Raw genomic sequence first — 26,752 nt, forward strand, 5'->3', positions numbered from 1 at the left:
GCATTTTCAACTGTGCCTGTAAGAGTCCGGCTTAATAAGTCGCGTTCAGTCCGCGGCGTGTAAAGACGGCTTTTATGGCTTCCATGGTATCTGTGCCGGGGGGATGAATCCCCTTCAGCGAATAATCCTCACCCATGGCTTCCCACTTGTGTTTGCCAAGTTCGTGGTAGGGCAGCAGCTCTACTTTTTCCACGTTGTCCATGGGGGCGATAAAATCAGCCAGCTTTTCAGCACTCTCAACATCTTCGGTAAACCCAGCGACTACCACGTAACGGATCCAGGTTTTCTGGCCGCGTTTGGCGAGGTATTCGGCAAACTGCAGGGTGCGATGATTACTGACCTTGGTTAAGTCCTGATGTTTGGCATCATCCATGTGTTTGATATCCAAGAGCACCAGGTCTGTGTTGTCCAAAAGCACATCAATGGCGGGGGTGTACTTGCGCACGAAGCCGTTGGTATCAAGACAGGTATGAATGCCTTCGGCGCGGCAGGCTTTGAAGAGCTCAGCCACAAATTCGGCCTGCAGTATGGCTTCACCGCCGCTTGCAGTCACACCGCCTCCGCTGGCATCCAAAAAAGGCCGATAGCTGATGATTTGGCTCATCAGCTCATCGACCTGCATTTCCTTGCCGCCATCCAAGTCCCAGGTATCGCGGTTATGGCAGTATTGGCAGCGCATCAAACAGCCCTGCATAAAGGTAATAAACCTGATGCCGGGACCGTCCACTGTGCCGAAGGATTCCACTGAATGAACCCTGCCTGTGACTGTCATTGAAACTCCTGGGATTGGCTGAAACTGAGGACAATTGTGGCTTGCCACAATTGTCCTTTAGCAACCGGTGAATTACCAGCGCCTGAATTACAAACCTTGAGTAAAGGTGCGGGTGATCACATCCTGCTGCTGCTCTGGCGTCAGTGAGTTGAAGCGCACTGCGTAACCAGATACACGGATGGTGAGCTGTGGATACTTGTCGGGATGTGCAATGGCATCTTCAAGCATTTCACGGTTCATCACGTTTACGTTCAGGTGTTGGCCACCTTCCCGACCTTCGCTGTGGCGGAAATAGCCGTCCATCAGGGCTGCCAGGTTACGTTCACGGGCCTTCTCATCTTTACCCAAGGCATTGGGCACGATGGAGAAGGTGTAAGAAATACCATCCTGAGCATGGGCAAAAGGCAGCTTGGCTACTGAGGTGAGTGAGGCGATGGCGCCTTTCTCATCACGGCCGTGCATGGGGTTGGCACCCGGGGCAAAAGGTGCGCCGGCGCGGCGACCATCCGGGGTGTTACCTGTCTTCTTGCCGTACACCACGTTGGAGGTGATGGTCAGGATAGACTGGGTTGGGATGGCATTGCGATACATCTTCTTGTTGCGGATCTTCGCCATAAAGCGCTCAACCAGCATACAGGCAATCTCATCCACGCGGGCATCGTTGTTACCGAACTTGGGATAGTCACCTTGTATTTCGAAGTCAACGGCGATGCCATGCTCGTCACGTACCGGTTTCACTCTGGCATACTTGATGGCAGACAGTGAGTCGGCAGCAATGGACAGACCGGCAATACCGCAGGCCATGGTGCGGCGTACATCGCGGTCGTGCAGTGCCATCAGTGCGGCTTCGTAAGAATACTTGTCATGCATAAAGTGGATGGCATTCAGTGAAGTGACATACTGGGTTGCCAGCCACTCCATCAGGTTGTCCAGACGATTCATTACATCGTCATAGTCCAGATATTCGCTGGTAATTGGATCGGATTTAGGGCCAATCTGCACTTTCAGCTTCTCGTCCACACCACCGTTGATGGCATACAACATGGTTTTGGCGAGGTTGGCACGGGCACCGAAGAACTGCATATGCTTACCGACCACCATGGGGCTGACGCAGCAGGCGATGGCATAGTCGTCTGACTCGAAGTCAGGGCGCATCAGGTCGTCGTTTTCGTACTGGATAGAGCTGGTATCGATAGACACCTTGGCACAGAAGGTTTTGAAGTTCTGTGGCAGCTTTTCAGACCAGAGCACAGTGATGTTTGGCTCTGGGCTTGGGCCCATGTTGTACAGGGTGTGCAGGAAGCGGAAGCTGGACTTGGTCACCAGAGTACGGCCATCGAGGCCCATACCGCCGATTGACTCGGTAGCCCAGATTGGGTCGCCGGAGAACAGCTCATCGTATTCAGGGGTACGCAGGAAGCGCACCATACGCAGCTTCATCACGAAATGGTCAATCATCTCCTGCGCCTGCTCTTCGGTCAGAGTACCGTTTTTCAGGTCGCGCTCAATGTAGATGTCGATAAAGCTGGAAGTACGACCCAGAGACATGGCGGCGCCGTTCTGGCTCTTCACCGCGGCGAGGTAGCCAAAATAGGTCCACTGGATGGCTTCCTGGGCGTTTTTGGCAGGGCCAGAGATGTCGTAGCCGTATTTGGCGGCCATTTCCTTCATCTGGGCCAGGGCGCGGTGCTGCTCGGCAATTTCTTCACGCAGCTGCATGGTAGCCTGCAGATCTTCACCTTCTTCAAAACGCGCTTGCAATGAGGTGAACTGCTTGAGCTTGTCGGCCATCAGGAAGTCGATACCGTACAGCGCCACGCGGCGATAGTCACCTATGATACGGCCACGGCCGTAGGCATCGGGCAAGCCGGTCAGTACGCCGGACTTACGGCAGGCAAGGATTTCAGGGGTGTAGATGTCGAACACGCCCTGGTTGTGGGTCTTGCGCAGCTCAGAATACACATACTTGATGTCGGCATTCAGCTCACGGTTGTAGGCGGCGCAGGAGCTTTCCACCATACGAATACCGCCATTTGGCAGCATGGCGCGCTTGAGCGGTGCATCGGTTTGCAGACCAACAATGGTCTCCAGTTCTTTTTCGATATAACCGGCATCGTGGGAAGTGATGGTAGATACCTTATCGGTATCAAAATCCAGCGGCGCGTGGGTGCGGTTCTCTTCCTTGATGCCTTCCATCACCTTTGCCCACAGGGCGTTGGTGGCTTCGGTGGGGCCGGCCAGAAAGCTGTCGTCACCTTCATAAGGGGTGTAGTTGGTCTGAATAAAGTCACGTACATTGACATCGGACTTCCAATCACCGGGAACGAATCCTTCCCACGCGGTTTGGAACAGCTCAGTTTTATCGGTCATCGTACTTCACCTTCTATTAGAGAAAAGGGTCGGGGATGTTTCCCCTAGTGAGTCTTTTACATCCCGGCGAAACATCCCCTGATGAAGCCAGGACCCCGGAAGACATTCCGGCGGATTCTGTTGACAGCCTACCAATACGTAAATTTTAATTGGTAAGACCAATTGTCCAGAAGCATATTAACATAAGCCCGAAAGGGTCGCATCCAAAAGCGTTCGAGATTAAGGCGATTAATGCGAATTTTGTTACCGAGTTAGCAGTTTTTAATCGGCATTGACAAGTTGGCATCAGATAACGCTGAAATTCACCTTGTCTGAAACATTAGTTAGCGCCTTCCGGTACAAAGGCGCAATAAGAAAAAGGGGCACATTGGCCCCTTTTTTATCGTTCATTTAAGCGTTACAGCAGCGCGGGAATGCCTTCAATCATGCCCACCGCCAGCATGGCGGCAAGGCAGATGACAAAGGCGAGCCCGGGGATCACCACACGGTCAACAAACGACAGGTTGGCGGCGCGTTCTTTGTCACCAATCAGGCCGTTGTTGTCGAGCAGCATAGTCAGCGCCCAGGCCAATACGGGGTTGGCCACGAAAGAGCCGAAAATACAGATCCCGGCGGCCTGGCTACTCTGGTTGTCTTTGACCATTTGCAGACCGGCTTCCAGCAGCGGCAAAAACACGCCAACCAGGAGGGCAATGGACATCACGGGGCGCCAGGTGGTCAGATCCATCGGATAACCTACAATCGCCACGATAATACACAGGCTGCCCAGCAGAATAGCGCCGGCAGGAATAGGACGCTTGGCGATGGCGGCCGGGATCATATAAGTACCCCAGCTTGACGTGATGTTACCGCCACCCACAGCAGTACCAACCATCTGGCGCAGTGAGCAGGTGGTCATGGTGTCATCCACGTCCATCAGCACTTTTTCAGCACCCTTGGGATAGTTGAGCTCCTGGAAAATCCGGTGGCCGAGGAAGTCCGGAGACCACATGGCAACCGCCAGAATGGCAAAGGGCAGAGAAGCAATAAAGTGCTGCATATTGGGCAGGCCAAGCTGCCAGCCGGTTTCGGTAGAACCCCACCAGTACACAGGGTTCAGGTTTGGCAATCCGGGGGCTGTGGTGAACTTAAGGTCAAGCCCGGCACCCAGCGCAAAAGCCATCACAATCGCGGCGATAGAACACAGGGGGATCGCCAGCCAGCGCTTGCCGAGCTTGGCGAGCAGCGCGTAAATCACCACGTTTGCCAGCAGAATAAAGAAGGCCACATAGCCCAGGGAGTAATCCAGCGCATGCTTGGCTTCAAGACCACCCGCCCAGCTGAACAGTGACTCAATCTGGCTCTTGGCTCCCATAAAGCCGAGGAACACCAATAGCCCCCCGGCGACCCCGCTGCTGGTAAGGTTTACCAGCCGTGACCCCCCCTTGAAGAACGACAGCAACAGACCAAATACGCCCAGCAGTATTGCCAGCGCCAGTGGGTGAGCACCGGCCAGGGCAATGGCGCCAATAAGCGGGATCATGGGGCCGTGGTTACCGCCAAGGTTGGCGCGGGGATTGATAAAACCGGAACTGATGATACAGAAGAGCAGGGCGGGGATAAGCATTTCGACCCGCACCACAGAGATGATGAAGTCAGCGCCAAGGTTGATGTGGTCCCAGCGCTCGGTGAGACCTGCCGCCCAGGCGGCCATCACGGCAGAGTACATCACGGTAATGCCGATGGTACCGGCGATGGCGGGAACCAGATCTTCCCACTCAAAGTTAAAGTCCCGACCGGGCAGGTTCAGCGCCCAACGTCGGGGTTTCATGATTTTGAGTTCATGATCCAGATAGGCTTCACGGGATGAAAATTCCGAGGCTGGACGATGCAGCTCGCGGTAGCTTTTTTCCGCGTTATCGCTGGTGACCTTGTCGGTCTCGGCGAGGCCAGCGGCCTCAGGTTGATATGCTGTTTCTGACATGTTAATCCCCAAAACAACAGCGTGTTGAGCCTGCTTGACCAGCTTTGAAAGCATCCTTGTTGCTCTGGCCTTTTACTGGTGTAAAAAGCCTGTCAGAAACGGTTCTGGTGGTTAAAGCAGCCTGCTTCTTCGCGCCGAACCCTGGGTCCTAAAATCTGCTCAAATTGGTCATACCAATTTACCTGTTAAAAATGTTACCACAGTCGTTATGGCCGCTCATCAACTATCAATCTTTCTGAAGCACCCTGATGATGGATTTGCGACACAGCTAACATAGCTGAATGTTGGGCCGTCAAGTCTGTTGCACTGGGGCACAATAATTGCGTAGGGAAAGCATCTTTAGCTGGCGTGGCCCGAATCTGACGGCAGATACTCAGGCGACGTTGAGCTTAAAAGACAGTTTTCGCTTAGGTATCAATTATTTTTGCGCCCTGTGCTCTGCCGCTCTGGCTGCTCATTACTTCTCAATGCTTGGCTCGCAGGTTTTTGGTTTGGCATTCTGCGTTGTCCTGGCGTCATCGTTTCAGGTTAACTCCTTTATGGGTGCTTAATAATTCGTGACTGCGCTTTCCTGAGTGACAGCGCATTCCTGAGTGGCTTCGCAGAATGTTATATCAGGCGTTGAAATCATTTTTTAAATAATTTCAATGTCTTAGATTTGTTGTTCTTTCATTTTGATTGTGGTTGCTGCCCCGATACCAGGGGGCCTCGCGGAATGGTTTAAAAAGCAGCTGCCCATCTCTACTTATCAGAATAGCTGATATCCAGCATCAAAAGTCTTCGATATTTCTCATGGTTTCTGCTTGCTACATTGACGGCAATGCAGCAGCCAAGCTGTTGGTAGAGAAACTTTTAATTGATATGGGTGCCAGATATGCCAACTCATCTCCACAAACTCAATACGCCGTTGGCGCAGCCGCAAGCGACTGTGCAGCGGTCAGCCTCCGGCATTGCCACGACACCCTCCAAGGTGACGGATGACAGCCTGATGGCCAACATCTGCCACCTCAACCGTAAAAAGCTTTCAAAGGGGCACAGTCAACGATTTGCCGAGGCGGTTTACGCAGGCGTGTTTATCGGTTTGGGCTTTGTGTTTTACCTCACTGTTACCACAGGCAGCACCGGCGCACCTTGGGGGATGGTGCGTCTTGCGGGAGCGCTGGCCTTCAGTCTGGGACTGATGCTGGTGGTATTACTGGGGATGGAGCTATTCACCGGCACAGTGCTGACCGCGATCCCCTGGGCTCAGGGCAAGGCCCGGCTATCCACCCTGCTTAAAAGCTGGCTGTGTGTCTATCTTGGCAATGCCCTCGGCGCACTGACACTGGCGGTGTTTGTGCTTCAGGCGGGATTGTGGCAACTCGATGGCGGCATGTGGGGGGTAAACCTGATATCCACGGCCCTTCACAAATTGCACCATGGCTGGTGGGAAGCCTTTTTTCTCGGCGTTCTTTGTAACCTTTTGGTGTGTCTGGGGGTTTGGCTGAGCTATCTCAGTGATAATCCAGGTACCCGGGCGCTGCTGTTGATGCTGCCGGTGGCACTTTTTGTCAGCAGTGGTTTTGAACACAGTATTGCCAATCTGTTTTTGCTGCCGCTCGCCGGCATGCAGGCTCAGCTTATGCCAGAGGCCTTGCTGCTCGCCCACGGACTCGAGCCTGCAAGGCTTGCCGAGCTGACACCCGGCAACATGCTGCTACTGAACCTGCTGCCCGTCACCCTTGGCAACATTCTGGGTGGTGCAGTCATGGTGGGGCTCGGTCTCTTGGGTGTGCACAACCTGGGGCAAGGTACCCCGGTGCAGGATGGCGCTGACAGTCATCTTCGCCGGGCCGCCACAGCCGGACTCAGCTTGGTTGTGGCGGAGCCTCAAGCGTCCACCGTCGGTGAATTTCCCAAGGCCGGGTGTCATGCCAACAAACCCCACAGCGCCTGCCACAGCCATTTCTACCCCATGCCCAGTTCAACTTGCCAGACATCGCTGCCCGATGGGCCTCATCCTGCGGCGTTGTCGGCCCTTTCTTTGGAGCAAACCATGATGAATAAACACCTGAATACCCTTGCCGTTTCAACCTTGCTTGAGCCCGCAGTCACCTTAACACCCGATATGAATCTGTGGCAGTCGTTGGCGCTGATGGAGCGCGCAGGCGGTGTGCCTTGTCCTGTGGTAGCCGATGGCGGCCGCCTCGTGGGAATGCTTGCCCCCCAGGATGCGATTCGCGGGCTTTGGGCTGAGGAGTTTGCCGCCGACGGCGGTTATAGGGTTGGTGATATGATGCAAAAGGTGCTGCACACGGTCGCTGCCGATGAACCGCTTTTGACAGTGCTGGAGTACTGGGTGGTAGACCGGCAGCGGCTCTTCCCTGTGACCAGCGAAGGGCATTGGCTGGGGGCTGGCTACCAGGCCTATGAGGAGAGACTGAGAGGTGCTGCGGCAGCAAGCCCCGCCACCTTACCGGTGGTTGACGCCGGGGTGCTTAAAGGCATCATCCGCCGTGATGCCTTGCTGAAATTGCTGCAAAGTGTCAGAGAAAAGGTGACCGCATAATTCCTTTCAGAGCTTCTCCTGGCTCGTGTGCCTGTGGCGCGCGAGCCTTTTTGCTTCAGAAATGACGCAGTCACGGAGCGGATTTTCGGTGGCATCGGCGCGCCACACAAAAGACAGCTGACGTTTCATGTTGAGCTTGGGCGTAGGCAAGATAATCAGCTGCCCGGCCGCCACATCGCGCTCCACATCCAAATACGGCAAGGCGCTGAGATAGGGGCCGTTTTTCACCAGCGCCTTCAGCACCGGCACCTGCTCGTACTCCCGCCATACATTCAACCTGTCAAGATTGCCATGGATGGCGGCATCAAAGATGCGCCGGGTACCGGCACCTTGCTCTCTCAATACCCATTTGGCCTGCTCCAATTGTGACAGGCTGACATTGCCATACTTGCCATAGGGATGGTGCGGGGCGGCAATCACCACCAGATGATCGTCAAGCCAGGGCTCCAGAACCAGATGGGCATCGTCGCTGCGCCCTTCGATGATGCCAAAGTCCACTTCGTACTCCTGCACCGCCGCAATCACGTTTTCGGTGTTTTCAACCATCAACTCAATATGGATTTGTGGAAAGTCGCTATCAAGGCGGCTGATGAGATCCCCAAGCAGGTGTTCTGCCGCCGTTTGACTGGCACCCATGGACAAACTGCCGGATAGCAGGTGCTGATCGTGCAGTCCCATGGCAATTTGCTGGGCATCGGCCAACAGCTTGCGTGCACGTGGCCTGAGCCAGTGTCCCCAGTGACTCAATATCAGCCGGTTACCCTGACGGATAAAGAGCGGCCTGCCGAGTAAGTTTTCCAATTGCTGCAGCGACATGCTGACGGCGGACTGGGTCATGGACAGTTTACGGGCTGCGCCGGACACGCTTTCGAGACTGGCGACAGCATCAAATACCGACATTTGTTTGAGGGTGTATTTCATGACAGCAGCTATCAGAGGAATTGATGGTTGCCTGTCATTCTATAAGGCGCGCGGCCTTGCCTTAAATGGCCCATGGCAGAGTTTTTGAATTCTGTTGCCAAGCGCACGTTTTGGCGCAGCAGCAAGTTTTCCTTGAATGTGCCACGGTTCTCACACACGCCGCAGTTTGTGATGTGGCTTTAAATCATCCTTTATATTCAATTGGATAATTAAGTTGCGAGTGGTTGCTGCCTCGGGGCATTAAGGACAGTTCAAGGCTTTTGGGGTATAGTCAGCGCGTTTCGTTTCAATGTGTTCATGGGACATTTACGTTTTCATGGATGATAAACAGGATAAGTACAAGAAGATGACGACCAAGCCCGACCCTTCACCGAGTGCAGCCACCGCCACGCCAGCGCCCCGTCCGGGCACCTGGGTGATGCCGGACACCCTGGTGATCATATTTTTTGTGGCACTCCTTGCCGCACTCATGACCTATTTATTGCCGGTTGGCTCCTTCGATACCCAGACGGTGACCTTTGTGCAGGACGGAGTGGAGAAAACCCGCCAGGTGGTCGACCCGGACTCATTCCGCTACGACCTCGATGAGCAGGGTGAGCCAAGGTTGGCACCTGTGCCTGTCTTCGACCCTCAGGGTAAAGGCTTTTTCAACTACATGTTCGAAGGCCTGGTGTCCGGTGATAAATGGGGCAGCGCCGTTGGCGTTATCATGTTTATGCTGGTGATTGGCGGTTCTTTTGGCGTGGTGATGGCCACAGGCACCATAGATAACGGCATTTTGCGGCTCATTCACCACACACAGGGGCGGGAGTTTTTGTTTATTCCTGTGCTCTTCAGCCTGTTTTCCCTCGGCGGCGCCGTGTTCGGCATGGGCGAGGAGGCCATTGCCTTTGCCATCATCATTTGTCCTCTGATGATCCGCCTCGGTTACGATGGCATCACCACGGTGATGGTGACTTATGTGGCCACTCAGGTGGGCTTCGGTGCCAGTTGGATGAATCCTTTCAGTGTTGCCATTGCCCAGGGAATTGCCGGTATTCCCGTGCTCTCCGGTGCCGCCGTGCGCATTCCCATGTGGATAGGTTTTACCCTGCTTGGTATCGCCTTTACCATGCTCTATGCCCGTAAAATCAAAGCAGCGCCGGCGCTGTCCTACAGCTATGCCACCGACGCCCATTTCAGAAGCGCCCAGCAGGGAAGTGACGACCAAAGCCACCCCGGTAACAGCCGCTTTAATCTGGGTGACTATCTGGTGCTTGCCACCATAGTCGCCACCATGGTGTGGGTCATTTGGGGCGTGGTGGCCAAACATTGGTTTATCCCTGAGATTGCCAGCCAGTTTTTTACCATGGGCCTGGTTGCCGGTTTGATAGCAGTGGTTTTTAACCTCAATGGCCTCACCCTCAATGGCATGGCCAAGGCCTTTAAAGATGGCGCAGCCACCATGCTGGAGCCTTGCTTATTGGTGGGCAGCGCCGCGGGTATTTTGATTTTGCTTGGTAAGGGCGGCCCCACTGAGCCTTCTGTACTCAACAGTATTCTCTCGGCCGCAGGCGGCTTTATCGGCCACTTGCCCGATGCGCTGTCGGCCTGGTTTATGTTGCTGTTCCAAGCGGTGTTCAACTTCTTTGTGACCTCGGGCTCTGGCCAGGCGGCGCTGACCATGCCCTTGATGGCACCGCTCGCCGATATCGTGGGCGTGAGCCGTCAGGTGGCCGTGCTGGCATTTCAGTTGGGTGATGGTTTTACCAATGTGTTGGTGCCCACATCGGCGTCCTTGATGGCGACGCTGGGGGTGTGCAGGGTGGAATTCAGCGCCTGGGTCAAGTTTATATGGCGTTTCATGCTGTTGCTGCTGATTGCCGCAAGTTTGATGGTGATTGGAGCCCATTACCTGGGCTTCAGCTGATTGGAAGGCGAGTGATCGCTCTGGGTGGCTGGTAACTAAAGCCAGTCATCCTATCTAAGGCCTGTCACCTGCATTCAGACCAGTCATCCGATTTCGTATTACCCAATTCGCTCCGGTTCAGCCTTTCTGGTTTATGGCTCGCCAGCGGGCCTTAAGGTGAAAGAAGCGCATAAAAAAACGGCACCCTTGGGTGCCGTTTTTAGTCAGGACTCAGCGTCGATTAGAACTTCACTTCGCCTTCTACGAACCACTCACGACCACGTGCGTTGTACACGGAACGTGGGTAGTGTGGCCAGGAGGTGTCAGTTGGGTCGAAGTTAGGACCTACGTTGAACAGGTTCACAACACCGGCCTTAACTTTGATACCGTCGGTGATGTTATAACCGGCAGTCAGGTTCCACTTGGTCTGAGAAGCAACTTCATAATCGCTTTCATTGAAGTCAGGGCTGTCAGACTTGAATGACTTGTAAGAAGAACCGTGCATGCGTGCAGTGTGGTATGCACCCAGAGTGGCTTCGAAGTCTTCGATGAACCAGCTCAGCACCATGTTGGCACGGTACTGTGGCAGGCCGCCATCGTCCAGATCGTCATCTACCGCAGCGGTAGGATCGGTCTGGCCTTCAGACTTCAGCAGGTAAGAACCGTTGAAGTTCAGTTTCAGTTCACCGAACTCGTTGATATCCCAACCGTAACCGGCAGTCACGTCGATACCGCGAACTTTCTGGAAAGCCAGGTTCTGGGCAACGGCGTTGATGTGAGTGATGGTACCAGTCTCATCACGGGTGATCATGCTGGCATAGGTGTCGTATTCGCGGGCAGCTTTGCTGGCGCTGATATCGCTCACCATGTCATCCAGTTTCCATTCCCACACGTCGATAGAGGCGTTCAGGCTCTCACCGCCCCATACCGCGCCGATGTTGGCAGTGTAGCCTTCTTCAGCCTTCAGGTCCTTGTTGGCACCCGTGGTAGAGTCGATGTGCAGTTCGTTACACACTGTGTTGATGGTGGGATCAGGATGTGTCTTACCTGGCGTACCGCCCAGTTCCTGACACTTCTTGAAGTCGATTACAGTGGCGAAGCCCTTGGTGGCATCACCGTATACGCGGTGCATGTCTGGGGCGCGGAACACCTTACCGATGGTACCACGTACCAGCAGCTCGTCGATTGGACGGTATTCGATGGCTACCTGAGGAGTCAGGTTGCCGCCAAAGTCTGAGTAGCGGTCATAACGTACAGCGGCATCTACAACCAGATCTTCCAGAACTGGCATGCGCATTTCCAGGTAAGTTGCCCAGTAAGAACGCTCACCGGCACCTGATGAACCACCGCGGCTCAGGATGTTACCTTTCTTGGACTCAGAATCTGTGTCAGTTTCGTAGTCTTGCTTGGTGTATTCAGCACCGAAAGCGAAGTCAGCGTCACCGGCTGGCAGTTCAAACGCAGTGCCTGAAATGTTGGCCTGAACGTTCTTTTGAGTTGACTGAGCGCGCTCAAATGGTGAGTAAGAGGTGTTAGCCACTTCTTCTGCAGTCATAGGCTTGAGCATGGATACGCCATTCTCGCCTTGAGACAGATAGCTGAACATGCTGCCTACGCTGGCATAACCTGAGCTGAAGATATCCAGTTCAGTGCGACCGTAGTTCACAGACGCATCCCAGTTGTAGCTGTCGGCAATCACACCTTCCAAACCAGCGGTAAAGAAGAAGTTTTGGGTGTTGGTTTCACCGCTGCGGTTGCTGAACTCGTGCAGACGACGAACATAGTAGTATTCGCCATCAGCAGCATTGGCGAAATCACCACCCAGACCAGTGCTCTTATTGAAGGTCTTGGTCAGAGATGGATCCAGGTCTACGCCCAGAGTGATTTGGTCGCCGGCTACAGTAACTGTGTAGTTGTCTACGGCCATTGGCTCGATGCGGGTAGTGGACTGTGCCTTGGCATAATCCATACGGCCAACGAAAGACAGGTCGTCAGACAGCTCATAGGTGAAGTTGGTTGAGCTGATGAAGCGGCTGCTTTCCGGCGCCAGATCGCGCCATGCTGAACGGTCAAAACCGCACAGATTCTTTTCAGGGATCCACAGGTAACCTTCAGCAATACAGCGCTCCATTGGAATGCTGCCAGCAACAGTGTTGCCTTTAGGGCCGCCAGCGATACGGGCACCGTAAGAGCTGTAGGCAGAGTATTCGCTGTAAGGCACTTTATCAGTGTGCAGACCGAATACTTCACGGTCAGAGGCTCTCAGACGCTCGTTATCAGTGAATTCGATAAAGGTAGACACGTTACCACGGTCAGAAGAGGCACCCAGAGACAGGGCGATACGGTCTGAACCGCCGCCACCTTCAGTGGTGTCACCATGACGGTATTTCAGGGCAACGCCTTCGAAATCGTCTTTCAGGATGATGTTAACCACACCACCTACGGCGTCAGCACCGTATACGGCAGAAGCACCGGACTGCAGCACTTCGATACGGGCTACGGCTTCCATTGGCAGGTTGGCAGTGTCAACGAAGTTGTCAGTACCGCCGGCTGGCTTTGGATACTGGTTCAGACGCTTACCGTTGATCAGCGTCAGAGTACGGCTGGCACCGGCGCCACGCAGGCTGATAGAAGAAGCGGCTGGAGTAAAGCCGTGCACAGACTGAGTGGTCATAGCGCCTGTGGTAGAAGTCAGGCTTTCCAGAGCGTCCTGAATGGTGGTGAAACCTTGTTTAGCCATTTCTTCAGAGCTAAGAACGGTAACAGGCGTTGCAGATTCCAGATCAGTACGCTTAATACGTGAACCTGTTACTTCGATGCGTTCTACTTTTGCACCATCGGCTTCTTCGGCAAAGGCGGCAGCGCTGGTAATAGCTACAGATGCAGCACCACCAATCAGCGCAAAGCGTACCGCTTTGGCCAGAGTGTTGTTAACGAGCATGATAATCTCCCTGACACTTAAAATGTGTTTTGCTTTTTATAGGACGATATTCCGATACAAATAAATTAAAAACATGATCGAAATTCATCTGGCTGGAGATATAACCACACCGAATTTACATGTGCAACACAGGGCCAAAGTATTAGAAGTTGATGAATATAAACCAAAAAACACACCAAAAAATAACACAAATAAAACAATGTGACGTTTTGTGAGCTTTGATTTTGGTTTAAATGGTTTCAGGTGTTAATAAAAAGTTTTTTATTATTTAATAAAGGTTTCATTATCGTGTTTTTGGTGTGTTTGCGCTGATGTAATTTCCTTTAAATCGCAATGAAAAGTAACAATTTGTCATAATTAAAAAAATGTGTAAGAACAAAAAAGATTCAAAAAGAGAGATTTTTTCAAGTATATAGAGTGCAACATTCTGTATATTTTGTCGGCGTTGTCGCGGAATATTTGAAACAACCCTTTTTGTTAACAAATATCATTTGGCAATTTGTTAATGATTTGGGGTGAGTTAGCCTGGTTAATTTTTAACTGTTTTACCGGTTGCGGTAGAAAGCCAGGTATTTTGCGCTGACAAATAACACCACTGCAGCGGCCACGGCCAACTCGATTCTCGCCAGGTATGACAGTTCCAGGATCAGGGTATCGGCCTGGGTGTGGGCAGCCAGCCAATCATGGGTTTTAAACAGGGCTGTGGCACCAATGACCATGGGAAAGGTAAAAGCTGCAAAACCCGGGCTGAAGGGCAGCCGCAGCAAATGGAAGAAGGCCAGATAGATGATGCTGGTCATCAGCAATGCCAGAGTCAGCAAGAGACCTACTATCACCACCGAAGGCTCCGGGATAAGACTCAGGTAACCTGCAAGAGACAGGCTGGCAGGCGCTGCGAGAATGGCCAGGGTTGGCTGGGCGGCCTGGGGGACGGCAGCGCGAAAGATAAGCCGGTACAACATCAGTGGCAGCATCACAAGGTAAGCCAGCATACCAAACCACAGCAGAGCCTCTGCCAGCACTCTTGGACCATGGGGAGGAAAGGCCACCGCCGCTACTATGATGCCAATGGGGGGCACGAACCAGCTGGGTACCATGCTATCCAGTGAAAAGTTGCGGGAACGGTGATAACAAAAGATGGCCAAAAATCCCAAATGTATGGCTACCGCCAACAGCCACAGGATTTCACCCGCGCCGGGAAAGTAATTGCCAACACAGCGGGATACCACCATCCAACCCATGGCATAGGTCGGGATAACACTGCCAAGCACTGGGTGGGCCAGCTCCTCGGCAAGGATTTTAGGGTGAAGGATAAATTTGAGGGTCAGCGCCATCAACAATATGGCGCCTGTTACGCTGCCCCAGAGCTGGGCCATTCCCTGTGCCGAAGGCAGGACATTCTCCAGCGTCCAACCCAGACTGGCAATAGCCAATGCCAGGCCACCAAGTGGGCTTGGCAATTTTGCGGCGCCTGCATGGATGCGTTTGGGCAGCCCTGCGTCAAAGGCTTGCGGTGTTGAGTTGGTTGGTATGGATTGCCTGTTCATATTGCACTCCTCATAAACAGTCAGTACCTGCATCTGGGTAAAGACAGTTTATGGCGGGGCCTTTGGTAATCATATTTGAATGTAATTATTCAAAAGATAAATTTTACTTAACCTTGCAACAGAGCAGGGTGTGGCCCAGACCAATATTGTGCTTCTGCCAGCCTATTGTGAGCCCGGACTCCGTCAGCAGCTGTTCAAACACGCTGGAGTGGTACATACGGCTGTTGCCATTGGCGATGGCGGTAAAGTACAGACTGGTGGCATTCACACAGTAAGCTGAGGCTTCGTTGGGCTGCTTATCCCAAAAGGTTTCCAGAATATAGAGTCGGCTATCTTTGCTCATGGCCTTGCGGGTATGAGCGAGCACGGAGCGGATTTGCGCTTCGCTGAAACAATCGAGAAACTGGCTCATCCAGTACAGATCTGCACCTTCCACGAAGCGTGGTGATTCGGTGAGCAAGTCAACCGGATGAAAGTCGATTCGCTCGCCAAAACCTGTCTCCCTGCAGGCATCTTGGGCCAAGGCCAGTTGCTGTGGCAAATCCATGATGGTGACTTTGAGGTCGGCCTGATAATGACAACAGGCTCTGGCCCATTTGCCGGTGTTGCCGCCGATATCGACCAGATGCGCAGGCTTATCTGCCAATACCAGAGGCAACAGGCTGTCGAAGGCGTGGTCTGAATAGAAATGATCGAAGGCAAACCAGCTTTCTTTGGCCGCTGAGGGCAGCGAAGACAGCGCCGGATACAGGGTGTCCCAATCGCCAAACTGGCTCAGTCCGGCAGGATTGCCGCTCAGTAATGACTCTTCCAGCTTAAACATGCCCTGATAACAGATATGATGCACAAACTCGAGGTTGGTCCGGCTCATGCCATCGTGCAGCAAAAAGTGGCCGGTTTTGTCCAGTTGATATGTGTCTTCTTCCCGCCACAGCAGGCCCATACTGAGGCCCATGTCCAGCAAGACACCCAGGGCGTAATGCGACAGGGGGGCGCCTGCGGCGCTCAGCATCTGGTGTATTTCGTTTGCGCTCGCGCCACTCGCCGTATCTATGACGTCGAGCACCCCAAAACGCAGCAGGCAGCGCGCTACCTGAAAGCTGATAGGGGCAAAAGCGATTTTTTGTGCTTCAAATTTGGCGTCGAATGCATGCAGTGCTTTTGGCTTGGAATAGAAAGACATAGCTTGGCCCTGAATTCAAAAAGGCCAGTTGTATCAGGCTTTGGCGGCCTGACTTATGATCTACGCCAAGGCTTGGGTGAAAAAGCCCGGACAGGCGCAGCAGCGATGCCGATTGTGGGTGCCAGCTCAAATCCTGGCAACAAAAAAGCGCCCGGAGGCGCTCTTTGATGTGTTCAGGGCAATCAGCACTGACTGAGGGCATAACCACCGGCCACATGGGCGATGGCGCTGAAACCAAAGCGCTCGAGCGCCCGTGCCGCGACCAGTGAGCGGCTGCCACTTCGGCAAATCAGTACCAACGGCTTGCTGCGTGCACCGGGCTCCCGGGCGACGAACCCAGCCAGACGGGTGAGGGGAACGTTCACACAGCGGCTTTCACGGTGGGAGAGCTGATACTCGTGGGGCTCGCGAATATCCAATACCAGGGCCTCGGGATTGCTGCAAAGCAGCTGCTCCAGGGTGTCGGCACTGTATTCTTCAACCCCTTTGGCCTGTTGGCATTGGCCGTAGGCGCCGCACATGATGGTCTCACCCTGTACGTCTTCCAGGGTGGCATCCATGGCATCTTTACGGGCAACAAAAGCGGCCTCATCCACCCCACCTGTGAGTGCCTCGTTAAGCAGCGCTGATTGCTTAAGCTCCACGCCAAAGTTGGTAAAGAAATCGTTGTGATAATCATGGGACGACAGCAGCAGGTTCTGATCACCCAGTACCCGGTACAGGCGCTTGAGCGTATGGAAGAGTGCGGCGCTGGAAGAAGAGGGGAAGTTGCTGCGGCCAATGCTGCCCGGCAACACGGTATCCCCGACAAAGGCAAACTGCGGCGCGTCTGTCTCGTCCAGCATGATAAAGCTGTGGCTGTCATCTGTGTGACCCGGGCTTGGCAGTGATACCAGGGTCTTATTGCCAACAACCAGACTCTTTACCTGTTCGCCCCGCCACATCTGGCCTTTGCTGCTCACAGGCCAACCGAGATGGTCGCACTCTTCAGTCAGTCCCAGGTCAGCTGTCAGTTCGGTGCGTATGCTCTGATGGTCGCCATGGCCATGGGTGTCCAGTACCGCCAGGACTTTCAGTTCCTGACAACGAACCAGATTGAGCAAACGCTTTTTCAGGGCGGGCAGCGGGTCGACAATCAGGGTTTCACGGCTGTCTTTGTCGGTATACACCCAGCAGCAGGCGCCGTCGTCTTTAAACTGCACCAGACCTTGCAGCGGCTCGCGATCTGCTTCGCTGCTGCGGGTGTCGCGGGTGAGCAAACAGGAATGGGTCAGGGACGATGCGGCAGCCACGATACGCTCGCAGGCGGCAACCAGCTCGGCCTCTGTCATGGCCGGTCCGAAGGAGAGGCGAATGGCCGACTCACTCTGCCAACGGGGTAATCCCATGGCATCCAGCACAAAACTGCGGGTGACTTTAGAGCTGCAGGCAGAGCCCGAACTGACGCGGATCCCGGCGGCATCAAAGAGATCCATGATTTCCTTGCTGGAAAATCCCGGAATAGCAAAGTTCAGGGTGGTTGGTACCGTGTTGTCGAGGCTGTGGTTCAGTGTCACTTCACCGAAGGCTTGCTTAAGTGCCGCAAGAAGCTTGAGGCGATAGCCTTTGAGCGTCTCTTTGGACTCAAAGCGCTCCGGGGCATCACCATTGAGCATGTCCAGCACTACCTTAAGCGCCGCCATGGCCGGCAGGTTTTCGGTGCCTGAACGCAAGCCGCCTTCCTGACCACCACCGGCGATAAAGGGTGTAAAGGGAGCGCCATCGCGAATATAGAGCATGCCAATGCCTTTGGGGGCATAGAGTTTATGGCCACTGAAGGGCGCGTAGTCAATGCCGCTGCTGGCCAAATCGATAGCGAGTTTCCCGAGGGCCTGTACGCAGTCGACCATCCAGAATACCGCGGGATTGGCCTGCCTGATGCAGCGCGAAAGGGCATCCAGGTCCTGATATACACCGGTTTCGTTGTTCACGGCCATGGTGCAGATAAGCAGCGCGTCGGGCGCCTTTTCACGGATAAACGCCATATCCAGACGACCTTCAGCATCCACCGGAATGGCAAGCACATCGGCGTTCAGTCCAAGCACCTTGTTCCAGTGTTTGAGGGATTCGGGAACGGCCTTGTGCTCTGTAGCGCCATACAGCAAACAGGCGCCTGCCGCGACGCCCTTGTCTCTGGCCGCTACCAATGCCGACAAGATGGCGGTTTGAATGCCTTCGGTTGCACCGCTGGTGAATACCAGTTTGCCAGTACCTGAACCCAGCTGCTTACGGGCCGCGGCGCGGGTTTGCTCCATCAGGGCTTTGGCCTGCAAACCTGTGATGTGGCTGCTGGAAGGGTTGCCGTAGATATGCTCCATGGCATCCATGGCAGCTTTGGCGGCGGCGGGTAATACGGGGGTGGTGGCGTTGGCGTCAAGGTAGATCAGCGGCTGTGACTGGCTCATGGCTTTTTCTGTGCTCGTGTTGAATTGTTATAATTATTGGTTATAAGAAATTCTGATGGATTATATTAGCAGTTTTTAGTGTAACGACAAGATGCCTGCTGGAAATTGGTATAAGCCTCGGCACAGATGCACATCGACAGCCAATCACGCCAACGGTTGCCCCATCATCGGGATGCCAGCTGGCTTTATCACTCAAAACAGGAATTTAATGCAGGCAGCAAAGGTGATAGCTTTAAGGGCAAAGGCGGTCAGGCCTAACGTCAGGAAGCGCGAATGTTACAACCCTTACTCTATATTGGCCGGCAAGCGAGTCGCAGTGATGGCCAGGCCCGCAGAATTGCCATTCTGGAAGCCACCCTTAAGTTGATAGTGGCTGAGGGGATCCGTGGTGTGCGTCACCGGGCGGTGGCCTCATTGGCACAGGTGCCACTGGCGTCAACCACATATTATTTCAGTGATATCAAAGAATTGATCCACGATGCCCTGACATTCCACGTGGAGAAAACCATGGCGGCCAATCTGGCGCTGGAAAAACAGAGTTTTGCGGCACTGGGAGATTTCAACGCGGCCTGTCTTAAGGACCGCAGCCGCCGTGCGAAACTGGTGACCATGTTGAGTGGCTTTGTCTGCGAACATATCAAGAGTCATGCGAAAGACAGGGAAGGACGGTTACTTGAACTGGCTTTCCATGAAGAGGCGCTGCGTAATCCGGCGCTGGCCCAGGCGATTGTGGCGCTCGATGATGCGATTTTCGGCCCCATGATGGGCTTTTTCAGCCAAATCGGTGCCAGTGCACCGCGGGCGCTGGCGTGTCAGATGCTGGGACTTATCAGACTCTTGGAGTATCGCTACACGGTGCGGCCATGGGATGAAGTTGAGTGCCAGAGCGCAGTCACTTCTCTGCTTGAATCCCAATTTGCCGCTGTTTCAAGTTAAAGCCCGAATGTGAAAAGCCCGCCCCCAAATTATTGGGGACGGGCTTTTGTGGGTATGGGCTGCTGATTCAGCAACCCATGGCAAGCTGTTTTGACTTTTATACTGTTTACTGCACGTTTTCCTGGTCGCCAAACTGACCCTGGAACAGTACAGAAGACAGGTAACGCTCGGCAGCCGATGGCAGCACAACCACGATGTTTTTGTCTGCAAACTCGGGCAGGGCAGCGATACGGTTGGCGGCAACCACAGCCGCACCGGAGGAAATACCCACCAGAATGCCTTCTTCTTTCATCAGACGATGGGCCATTTCAATGGCATCTTCGTTGCTGACGGTCTCAACCCGGTCGACCAGTTCAAGGTCAAGGTTGCCCGGAATAAAACCGGCACCAATGCCCTGAATTTTGTGTGGACCTGGCTGAACAGGCTGACCTGACAGGGTTTGGCTGATCACCGGCGAATCGGCCGGCTCAACTGCCACAGATACTATGGCCTTGCCCTGGGTCTTTTTGATGTAACGGCTCACACCTGTGATGGTGCCACCGGTACCCACACCGGCCACAACCACGTCTACCGCACCGTCGGTATCATTCCAGATCTCGGGGCCAGTGGTTTTCTCGTGGATTTCCGGGTTGGCTGGGTTGTCAAACTGCTGCAGCAGAACGTATTTCTCTGGGGCAGACTGACGGATTTCTTCGGCCTTTTCGATAGCCCCTTTCATGCCTTTGGCGCCTTCGGTCAATACCAGGTTGGCACCCAGCGCCTTGAGCAGCTTACGGCGCTCCAGGCTCATGGTGTTGGGCATGGTCAGGGTCAGCTTGTAACCCCGGGCTGCTGCCACGTAGGCCAGCGCAATACCAGTGTTACCGGACGTCGGTTCGATGAGTTCCTTGTCTTTGGTCAGCACGCCACGCTTTTCGGCATCCCAAATCATGTTGGCGCCGATACGGCACTTTACAGAGAAGCTGGGGTTACGGGCTTCAACCTTGGCCAGCACCTTGCCGTTGCTGACGCGGTTCAAACGCACCAGAGGGGTATTGCCAATCGTGTATGAATTGTCTTCAAAGATTTTGCTCATGGGAATGCAGCTCCTGTGACTTTATCGCATTTAAGCATAATCGCTGTGACGCCATTGAGAAGTGATTCTTTGTTCTTCGTTATTTCATTTAGTTATTAAAGCATTCCCTTTTATTCATAATGTCTGATTTGTTCGGCAATTGAATGTGATAACCTCGAAACAATAACAAGAGAGTTGTCATCCAAGGGTGTACAACCGCCGGACACAAGCATGACAGAGCCGCAAGCCAATCACACAGGCACCTTGCCCGGTGGCAAGGACCCGCGCACCATCATTACGCCCCACGCCTTCAGTGTGAATGAAGGCCTGCTCTACACGCCCCTGGCATCCCCCCTGAAACGGGCCCTCGCCATCAGCATCGATGGTTTGGTGATTTCCGTGCTTGCCGAGGAAGCGGGTGTAGTGTTTGTGCTTCTGGTATTGCTCGCTTCCTTATTGAATAAACGCCTCGCCCGCATTGGCCGTTATGCCAAGCTTGCCATTTATCTCCTGATGACGCTGGTGTTGGTCTATGTGGTGTCCGATAACATTCAAAACCGGGGACAGGACGTTACTGGTACCGGGACGTCTCAGACGGATGCGTTGTCGGCGACCCAACTCCTGACACTGCTGCCTGCCACCACCGCGCTTGCGCTTTGCGACAACCCAAGCTGCGCCGCGGAGCAAGCCGAGGTGCTTGCAACCAAACTGGCGGCGTCTTCTCTCTCCCGGGAAGAGGCCGAAGCACTGCTTTATGGCACTCTGGACGAAGTCTCACTCACCGATGCCGAGCGTACGGCATTGAAAGCAAGGCTTTCAGCGCATTTAACTCATCTGCCTGAACGCCGCGCCGGGATTGATGAGCCTGACATTCCCACGGCTACCCTGTCACCCGCCGCCGCTGATACGGCACAGACTGACGATACGCCCCTCGCCAACGAGAAGGTGTCTTATGGGCGTGATGGCGAAAACAAGCTGCCTGACCATACTTTCAAAAGTGCTGAGGCACCTTCCATGGGCAATTACAGCCTCATTGAATGGGTAAAAGGCATTTTGAACGATCTGGGTCTCGGATTCGGTTGGGCCGCGTTCTACTTCACTGTGTTTACGGCCTGGTTTGATGGCCAGACACTGGGCAAAAAACTCCTTGGGATCCGGGTGATTTCGTTGGATGGCTCCAAGCTGGGACTCTGGGCTGCTTTTGGTCGCTATGGTGGCTATGGCGCCGGGTTTGCCACCGGACTATTGGGTTTTTTGCAGGTGTGTTGGGATGCAAACCGACAGGCCATTCAGGACAAAATATCGTCTACCGTGGTGATTGATTTAACCAAACCACGGCAGATCCCGGATTCAGAAGGAAACCTAACATGACTCAGTCAATCGCTATTACCGGCACCGGCGTTTTTACGCCGCCGGAGGGAATAGACAATGATGCCCTGGTGGCCAGTTTTAACGCCTATGTCGACCTCTTTAACCGTGAACATGAAGGCCAGATAGATCTTGGTCACATCGAGCCGCTGGCCTATTCCTCCAGCGAATTTATTGAAAAGGCCTCCGGGATTAAGCACCGCTATGTGATGGTGAAAGACGGTATTCTGGATCCTGAAATCATGATGCCGCTTATTCCCGAGCGGCCAGCGGATGCCCTGTCACTGCAGGGCGAAATGGGGGTATTGGCGGCTCAGGAGGCACTGGCCAATGCCGGCTTACAGCCATCAGACATAGATTTGGTGATAGTGGCCTGCGCCTATACCCAAAGAGCTTACCCGGCCATGGCCATTGAAATACAGCAGGCCCTTGGCACATCGGGCTTTGGCTTTGATATGCAGGTGGCTTGCAGTTCTGCCACCTTTGGCCTGGCCGCAGCCAAGGGCTTGATTGCCCAGGGAAGCGCCCGGCGCGCCCTGGTCATTTGCCCCGAAATCTGCTCGGCCCAGGTGAACTATCGCGATCGCGACAGCCATTTCATTTTTGGCGATGTGGCAACGGCCATGGTGGTCGAGCCTTTGGCCGGCAGTCGCAGCCATCAAAGTTTCGAAATTATGGGGCATCGCTGTGTGACCGAGTATTCCAACAATATCCGCAGCAACTTTGGCTTTCTCAATCGCTGCGATCCGGCCACCGCCTATGACGCCGACAAGCTGTTCCATCAGCAGGGCCGAAAAGTGTTCAAAGAACTCTTACCCATGATCTATAGTCATCTTGATAGCCAATTTGCAGCGTCAGGCTTGACGCCAGAGGCGATGAAGCGTCTGTGGCTGCATCAGGCCAACATCAATATGAACCAGTTTGTAGTGAAAAAACTGCTTGGGGATAACGTGAGTGCAGACACGGCGCCTGTGGTGCTGGACCGTTATGCCAATACCGCGTCAGCCGGATCGGTCATCGCACTGCATCAGTACAGAGAAGGGCTTGATACTGGCGATCTTGGGCTTTTATGTTCCTTCGGCGCCGGTTATTCCATTGGCAGCTTTATTTTAAAGACAGTTTGAGGAGTTCTGGCTTTGAGAATTTTGTTAGTCGAGGACAGTAATATCGTCGTCAGGTTACTCAGACACATGTTGACTCAACTACATGATTGCACTGTTGACGTCGCCCCAAATTTGGCAGAAGCAAGGGAGTTGCTTGAGCAAAATACTTACTTTGCGGCGGTAACCGATCTGAACTTGCCTGATGCGCCCAATGGTGAAAGCGTCGAGTTGGTTCTTGGTCATGGCACGCCCTGTATTGTGCTCACCGGCAGTTTGGATGCCAAGCAGCGCAAGAAACTGCTGCATATGGGCATTGTAGACTACGTATATAAAGAAAATCGCTTTAGTTATGAGTATGTTGTCAAACTTATAGGAACCCTTGAACGCAATCGCAATACCAAGGTTCTGATTGCAGATGACTCGCTTGTCAGCAGGAGATTTGTTCGAAATTTACTGGAGTTGCACCTGTTTGAGGTGCTGGAAGCCGAAGACGGCCTCAAAGCCTTGGAGGTTTTGCAACGCGTACCCGGGATCCGCTTGTTGATAGCCGATTACAACATGCCGGGTATCGACGGTTTCGAGCTTATTCTGCGGGTGAGGGAAAAGTATGCCCGTGAGGACATGGCCATTATTGGCCTGTCCAATGACACCGATGAGACTCTCACCGCCCGCTTTATCAAAAATGGCGCCAATGACTTTCTGCAAAAGCCTTTCGTACATGAAGAGTTTCACTGCCGGGTCAGCAATACGCTTGAATCCCTGGAGATGATACGCAAGCTATGGGAGCAGGCTAACCTTGATTACCTTACCGGCGTGCACACCCGCCGTTATTTCTTCGATAAACTCAATCCCAGTTTGCAAACCTTCGTGAAGCAGGGGACTTGTCTGTCAATTGCGATGATGGATATCGATTTCTTCAAAAGAGTAAATGATACCCATGGACACGATATTGGCGATGAGGTTCTTAAAGAGTTTGCCCGCAGAATGCATGAAGCCTTTGGGCAACATTTCACCCTGGCGAGATTGGGCGGGGAGGAGTTTGTCGTTGCCATGAAAGGGCTGGATAAACAAAAGGCTCAGTCATTGATGGAGGGATTTCGTGCTAATGTGGAAGCCATTCCTTTTCAGTTTGGTGAGTTGAGTCTCATGCTCACAGTCAGTATCGGGGTGGCAGAGCTGGGAAATGAAACCTTGGACAGCCTGATGAAAAGGGCCGATATGGCGCTGTACGAAGCCAAGTCCCAAGGACGCAACCAGACAAGGGTTGCGCCCTGACTCTCTATGAATTGCATTACAAAATAAAGGCGTAGCTGAGTTTCATAAACAGGGTTTGCTCGGTGCGGTTTAAGCCGGGGTAATCATCATCTGCCCGCATACCATCGGCATAACCGAGATAAAACACACTGAGCGGATTGAGTTTATAGCCATACAGCAGCTCTGTGCCCAAATCTTTGCTGAGGTTGTCGGGGTTGCTGTAGAGGTACAGGCCCGGGTCGCGGCGGATATGGGTGTAGATCCCCGAAAACCGAATAAAGCTTTCCACACTCAGTTGCCAATTGATGCGGACATCCGTGAGGTTGGCGGTGATAAGCCGTCCTTCGTCCACATCAAGGGCATAGTAAGCGTGGCTTGCCTCAAACACCAGACCGTCGGTCAGCTTGAGCTCAAGCTCGCCACTGGCCCGTAAACTGGTGCCGGGGCGGTTGTTTTGCAGGTCTATCTCATCGCCCCAGGATGCCGCCAAGCCGCCGCCAGCCCAGGAAAGCGGATAAGCGCTGGCCTCAGCCCAGAAGCGGGTTTCGTCAAACAACGTGGTATTGCCGTCAATGGCGAGGGAGCTGGCATCGAGGCGGCGCCCCACCTTTTCCCGGGTTAACCAGCCACCGCCTACCCAGCTTTGCCAGCCACCTTCAGCCGAGAGCCAGCCTTCCAGCTCCTGCTCGATTTTCTCGCCATTCTGGTTCTGGGTCATGTCCCAGTCGCCACCCAGTTCCACTTCGTTAAACCAGCTGTCGCTGGGGTACCAGATATAGCCGCCACCCAGCACGGCTTTACGTTGGTCGACCTTTTCGATAAAGCCGAGATCGGCACGAAAATCCTCACCCACCGACTCGTAATCGGCCTTGAGGTAGTAGTTGCGGGTAGCATGCTTATAGCCAAGCCGGTACATCTCGCCGCGAAATGCACCGTCTTTGTGGGTTCGCAGCACCTGTTCATTGAGTTCGCAGTCGTTGAGATTGCAGGTATCCGCCGGCAGACAATCGTCAGCCGAGTTACAAAAGTCCCAATAAAAATCTTCAGGATACAGGGTGTCTGAGCTGGCAAACTGGCCGATAAAGGTGTCCTGGGCCGTTGGCTGGTATTTGATATCCGCCGACATCACCAGGTTATGATAATCGTCGCTGCGTTTGCCGGTGATGACAGCGCCTACGGCAAGCCGCTCGCTGCTGGTGTAGAGATAGCGGCCGGCAAGGTTGTGGCTCTCGCTGTCGATATTGGCAACCGATGACCCCAGATTTCCGGGCACCAGAAAGTGGCTGCCGCTGTCGTTGGCACCCAAAAAGGCGAAGGTGTGCGCTTCCGTCTTGTGGGTAAATTTCACCCCGTAGTCCGGGTCGACCAGGTTACGGGTATGCAGCAGCGAGACCTGTGAGTCGAAATACTCTTTGTTATCGAGGAAAAATGAGCGTTTTTCATCGAAAAACAAGGCGAAACTCGAGTTCACATCCAACTGGCCTGCATCGGCCTCAACCTGTGAAAAATCCGGGTTCAGGGTGGCATTGAGCAAGGACGAAGGGCTTAAGGCCCAGCGAACATCCACGCCCACATCCACATCCTGCTCATCCTGCCACTCACTGCCGGGGGCTTGCCCGCGATCCCTGTGGCCCTTGGCCACCAGAGAGGGCGTCACCTGAAGCCCCTTGCCAAGGTTAACTGTCCCCAAACCACTGGCCACTCCGAGCTGGCACAACTGACAGCTGTTTTGCCGCGAAATGGCATGGGTAGACAGTCTGTGCTCAGCGTCTCTGGGGTGGAAACGGATAAGCTCAAATCCCCAGGTTTTGTCACCCGGGCTGTCGTCAAAATTCAGTTGTGACAGCGGGATGGCCACCTCCACCTGATAACCTGTATCGGTCACACGTCCGGCACTTTGCCAGATGCCGTCCCAGGCTGCACTCTCGGTTTTGTTCAGCTCATTTTCGATGGAGTCGAGTTGTACTCCCAGCGGGTTAATAAAAAACTGGTAGGCCAGGCGGGCATTGTTAAAGGTATCCAGCTTGATGCCCACCATATCATCGCCCCAGATATCGTCTCTGGGTCTTAAGTGCGCCCGGATCTGCTGAGGATTTGGATCGTCAGCCTTGAATGCCACGTACAAAGTGGAGTCTGTGGCATAGACCCATGCCTGGGTTTGCACCCTGGCCGGGGTATTTTCTGCCGGGCGGGTTTCGAATGCGAGATAAGTACTGGCCGCCTGCTGCCACACATCATCGCTGATGTCACCGTCAATCTGTGCCTGGGCGACAAGGGAGGGAATGCGGATATCAAATTGGCTGGCACTGCCCGCCAGACTGAGTTGGGGCGATAAGGCACACAGCAGCGCCATCCCGGCGGCGGAGAAATGGGTGAGTTTCATTATGTTAGTTCTTGTAATTGTAATGATATTTTTTGTCGCAGAGTTTACACCAGTCCTGCTGCCCGGGTGAGGGGGAT

General features: G+C 53.8%; 16 protein-coding genes. 6 read left to right on the forward strand and 10 right to left on the reverse strand.

Annotated features, from left to right (window positions below; genetic code table 11):
* Positions 1-31: 31 nt before the first annotated feature.
* From pflA to JQC75_RS07365, 3 genes are all read right to left on the reverse strand, one after another.
* Complete coding sequence (pflA, locus tag JQC75_RS07355; RefSeq protein WP_203326767.1) at positions 32-772, reverse strand: pyruvate formate lyase 1-activating protein; 741 nt, start codon at positions 770-772, stop codon at positions 32-34.
* Between the two features lie 87 nt (positions 773-859).
* Positions 860-3,142, reverse strand: coding sequence for a formate C-acetyltransferase (gene pflB, locus JQC75_RS07360; RefSeq protein ID WP_203326768.1), 2,283 nt, complete (start codon positions 3,140-3,142; stop codon positions 860-862).
* A gap of 397 nt (positions 3,143-3,539) precedes the next feature.
* Positions 3,540-5,105: a DUF3360 family protein gene (locus tag JQC75_RS07365; protein ID WP_203326769.1), complete on the reverse strand. Its 1,566-nt coding sequence runs from the start codon at positions 5,103-5,105 to the stop codon at positions 3,540-3,542.
* A gap of 874 nt (positions 5,106-5,979) precedes the next feature.
* Here JQC75_RS07365 and focA point away from each other — a divergent pair.
* Positions 5,980-7,653, forward strand: a complete 1,674-nt coding sequence (focA, locus tag JQC75_RS07370) for a formate transporter FocA (protein WP_203326770.1) — start codon at positions 5,980-5,982, stop codon at positions 7,651-7,653.
* Positions 7,654-7,659: 6 nt separating this feature from the next.
* Here focA and JQC75_RS07375 read toward each other — a convergent pair whose 3' ends face one another.
* On the reverse strand, positions 7,660-8,574 hold the full coding sequence (locus JQC75_RS07375; RefSeq protein WP_203326771.1) for a LysR substrate-binding domain-containing protein: 915 nt from the start codon (positions 8,572-8,574) through the stop codon (positions 7,660-7,662).
* Positions 8,575-8,920: 346 nt separating this feature from the next.
* Here JQC75_RS07375 and yfcC point away from each other — a divergent pair, with 346 nt between their 5' ends.
* Complete coding sequence (gene yfcC / locus JQC75_RS07380) at positions 8,921-10,483, forward strand: putative basic amino acid antiporter YfcC (RefSeq protein WP_203327154.1); 1,563 nt, start codon at positions 8,921-8,923, stop codon at positions 10,481-10,483.
* A 220-nt stretch (positions 10,484-10,703) separates the two neighbouring features.
* Here the strand turns inward: yfcC and JQC75_RS07385 are convergent, their stop codons facing one another.
* The 4 genes from JQC75_RS07385 to JQC75_RS07400 form a co-directional block, all read right to left on the reverse strand.
* Positions 10,704-13,403 (reverse strand): TonB-dependent receptor domain-containing protein, encoded by a 2,700-nt coding sequence (locus JQC75_RS07385; protein WP_203326772.1) that lies wholly within the window; start codon positions 13,401-13,403, stop codon positions 10,704-10,706.
* 545 nt (positions 13,404-13,948) lie between these two features.
* On the reverse strand, positions 13,949-14,950 hold the full coding sequence (locus JQC75_RS07390; protein WP_203326773.1) for a TDT family transporter: 1,002 nt from the start codon (positions 14,948-14,950) through the stop codon (positions 13,949-13,951).
* Positions 14,951-15,053: 103 nt separating this feature from the next.
* A complete protein-coding gene (locus JQC75_RS07395) occupies positions 15,054-16,133 on the reverse strand; it encodes a methyltransferase (protein WP_203326774.1) in 1,080 nt (359 codons plus the stop codon).
* 182 nt (positions 16,134-16,315) lie between these two features.
* Positions 16,316-18,577 (reverse strand): aminotransferase class V-fold PLP-dependent enzyme, encoded by a 2,262-nt coding sequence (locus tag JQC75_RS07400; protein ID WP_203326775.1) that lies wholly within the window; start codon positions 18,575-18,577, stop codon positions 16,316-16,318.
* A 273-nt stretch (positions 18,578-18,850) separates the two neighbouring features.
* Here JQC75_RS07400 and JQC75_RS07405 point away from each other — a divergent pair, with 273 nt between their 5' ends.
* Positions 18,851-19,513: a TetR/AcrR family transcriptional regulator gene (locus JQC75_RS07405; RefSeq protein ID WP_203326776.1), complete on the forward strand. Its 663-nt coding sequence runs from the start codon at positions 18,851-18,853 to the stop codon at positions 19,511-19,513.
* Positions 19,514-19,619: 106 nt separating this feature from the next.
* Here JQC75_RS07405 and cysK read toward each other — a convergent pair whose 3' ends face one another.
* Entirely contained in the window at positions 19,620-20,588 is a 969-nt protein-coding gene (cysK, locus tag JQC75_RS07410) for a cysteine synthase A (RefSeq protein WP_203326777.1), read from the reverse strand.
* Between the two features lie 210 nt (positions 20,589-20,798).
* Between cysK and JQC75_RS07415 the strand changes: the two genes are divergently transcribed.
* Genes JQC75_RS07415 through JQC75_RS07425 form a run of 3 tightly spaced genes read left to right on the forward strand, consistent with a single transcriptional unit; the run spans position 20,799 to position 24,313 of the window.
* Positions 20,799-21,938 (forward strand): RDD family protein, encoded by a 1,140-nt coding sequence (locus tag JQC75_RS07415; protein ID WP_203326778.1) that lies wholly within the window; start codon positions 20,799-20,801, stop codon positions 21,936-21,938.
* Complete coding sequence (locus JQC75_RS07420) at positions 21,935-23,059, forward strand: beta-ketoacyl-ACP synthase III (RefSeq protein ID WP_203326779.1); 1,125 nt, start codon at positions 21,935-21,937, stop codon at positions 23,057-23,059. Before JQC75_RS07415 ends, JQC75_RS07420 begins: the two co-directional genes overlap by 4 nt.
* A gap of 12 nt (positions 23,060-23,071) precedes the next feature.
* Entirely contained in the window at positions 23,072-24,313 is a 1,242-nt protein-coding gene (locus JQC75_RS07425) for a response regulator (RefSeq protein ID WP_203326780.1), read from the forward strand.
* 16 nt (positions 24,314-24,329) lie between these two features.
* Here the strand turns inward: JQC75_RS07425 and JQC75_RS07430 are convergent, their stop codons facing one another.
* Positions 24,330-26,675 (reverse strand): carbohydrate binding family 9 domain-containing protein, encoded by a 2,346-nt coding sequence (locus JQC75_RS07430; protein WP_239002106.1) that lies wholly within the window; start codon positions 26,673-26,675, stop codon positions 24,330-24,332.
* Positions 26,676-26,752: the final 77 nt, after the last annotated feature.

The organism is Shewanella litorisediminis, assembly GCF_016834455.1.
Taxonomy (GTDB): Bacteria; Pseudomonadota; Gammaproteobacteria; order Enterobacterales; family Shewanellaceae; genus Shewanella; species Shewanella litorisediminis.

Bases quoted from the DNA above. Each gene is read 5' to 3' on its own strand.
- cysK (WP_203326777.1), bottom strand. From the start codon at position 20,588: ATGAGCAAAATCTTTGAAGACAATTCATACACGATTGGCAATACCCCT.
- focA (WP_203326770.1), top strand. From the start codon at position 5,980: ATGCCAACTCATCTCCACAAACTCAATACGCCGTTGGCGCAGCCGCAA.
- JQC75_RS07390 (WP_203326773.1), bottom strand. From the start codon at position 14,950: ATGAACAGGCAATCCATACCAACCAACTCAACACCGCAAGCCTTTGAC.
- pflB (WP_203326768.1), bottom strand. From the start codon at position 3,142: ATGACCGATAAAACTGAGCTGTTCCAAACCGCGTGGGAAGGATTCGTT.
- yfcC (WP_203327154.1), top strand. From the start codon at position 8,921: ATGACGACCAAGCCCGACCCTTCACCGAGTGCAGCCACCGCCACGCCA.
- JQC75_RS07385 (WP_203326772.1), bottom strand. From the start codon at position 13,403: ATGCTCGTTAACAACACTCTGGCCAAAGCGGTACGCTTTGCGCTGATT.
- pflA (WP_203326767.1), bottom strand. From the start codon at position 772: ATGACAGTCACAGGCAGGGTTCATTCAGTGGAATCCTTCGGCACAGTG.
- JQC75_RS07365 (WP_203326769.1), bottom strand. From the start codon at position 5,105: ATGTCAGAAACAGCATATCAACCTGAGGCCGCTGGCCTCGCCGAGACC.
- JQC75_RS07420 (WP_203326779.1), top strand. From the start codon at position 21,935: ATGACTCAGTCAATCGCTATTACCGGCACCGGCGTTTTTACGCCGCCG.
- JQC75_RS07415 (WP_203326778.1), top strand. From the start codon at position 20,799: ATGACAGAGCCGCAAGCCAATCACACAGGCACCTTGCCCGGTGGCAAG.
- JQC75_RS07400 (WP_203326775.1), bottom strand. From the start codon at position 18,577: ATGAGCCAGTCACAGCCGCTGATCTACCTTGACGCCAACGCCACCACC.
- JQC75_RS07395 (WP_203326774.1), bottom strand. From the start codon at position 16,133: ATGTCTTTCTATTCCAAGCCAAAAGCACTGCATGCATTCGACGCCAAA.
- JQC75_RS07375 (WP_203326771.1), bottom strand. From the start codon at position 8,574: ATGAAATACACCCTCAAACAAATGTCGGTATTTGATGCTGTCGCCAGT.
- JQC75_RS07430 (WP_239002106.1), bottom strand. From the start codon at position 26,675: ATGAAACTCACCCATTTCTCCGCCGCCGGGATGGCGCTGCTGTGTGCC.
- JQC75_RS07405 (WP_203326776.1), top strand. From the start codon at position 18,851: ATGTTACAACCCTTACTCTATATTGGCCGGCAAGCGAGTCGCAGTGAT.